Source organism: Flavobacterium sp. R1_16 (genome assembly GCF_057652095.1).
Genome location: NZ_JBYFCG010000024.1, coordinates 1 through 1,364 on the forward strand (window position 1 = coordinate 1; position 1,364 = coordinate 1,364).

Genomic DNA, 1,364 nt, shown 5'->3' on the forward strand with positions numbered 1-1,364 from the left:
GAATTTACAGTAACAGTTCCAGTTGTACTTACAGTACCACAACCTCCTGTTAAAGTTACCGTATAAGTATATGGAGAACCTACAGAAACCGAAGGTGTTCCTGAAATTGTAACCGTATTGGCTGACCAAATACCACTAACTCCCGATGGAAGTCCTGAGAAAGTTGCTCCTGTTGCCCCAGTAGTATTGTACGTAATATTAGTAATGGGGGAATTAATACAAACAGTTTGTGCATTAGTTCCAACAGCAGAAGATAAACTTATTGTATTATTTGGATTTACTGTAATTGTTCCTGTTGTACTTACTGTTCCACAACCTCCTGTTAAAATTACCGTATAAGTGTATGGAGAACCTACAGAAATCGAAGGACTTCCTGAAATTGTAACCGTATTAGCTGACCAAATACCACTAACTCCCGATGGAAGTCCTGAGAAAGTTGCCCCTGTTGCCCCAGTAGTATCGTACGTAATATCAGTAATAGGTGCATTAATACAAATCGTTTGTGCATTAGTTCCAACACCTGAAGATAAATTTATCGTATTGTTTGGATTTACTGTAATAGTTCCGGTTGTAATTACTGTCCCACAACCTCCTGTTAAAGTTACCGTATAAGTGTATGGAGAACCTACAGAAACCGAAGGGCTTCCTGAAATTGTAACCGTATTGCCTGACCAAATACCACTAACTCCCGATGGAAGTCCTGAGAAAGTTGCTCCTGTTGCCCCAGTAGTATTGTACGTAATATTAGTAATGGGGGAATTAATACAAACAGTTTGTGCATTAGTTCCAACAGTAGAAGATAAACTTATTGTATTGTCTGGATTTACTGTGATTGTTCCTGTTGTACTGATAATTCCTGCTCCTCCTGTTAAAGTTACCGTATAAGTATATGGAGAACCTACAGAAACCGAAGGGCTTCCTGAAATTGTAACCGTATTAGCTGACCAAATACCACTAACTCCCAAAGGAAGTCCTGAGAAAGTTGCTCCTGTTGCTCCTGTTGTATTGTACGTGATATTAGTAATAGGTGCATTAAGACAAACCGTTTGTGCATTAGTTCCAACAGCAGAAGACAAGCTTATCGTATTGTTTGGGTTTACTGTGATTGTTCCTGTTGTACTTACTGTTCCACAACCTCCTGTTAAAGTTACCGTATAAGTATATGGAGAACCTACAGAAACCGAAGGGCTTCCTGAAATTGTTACCGTATTAGCTGACCAAATACCACTAACTCCCAAAGGAAGTCCTGAGAAAGTTGCTCCTGTTGCTCCTGTAGTATTGTACGTAATATTAGTAATAGGCGTATTCAAATTGACTGTTTGGGCGTTAGTTCCAATACCTGATGACAAACTAATAGTGTTGTT

The 1,364-nt window shown here is 39.1% G+C and carries 1 protein-coding gene; it reads right to left on the reverse strand.

Going from position 1 to position 1,364, the window contains the following annotated elements; translation table 11 throughout:
* On the reverse strand, positions 1-1,364 hold a 1,364-nt coding region (locus AC23L6_RS13325), incomplete at both ends, for a beta strand repeat-containing protein (protein ID WP_487562971.1).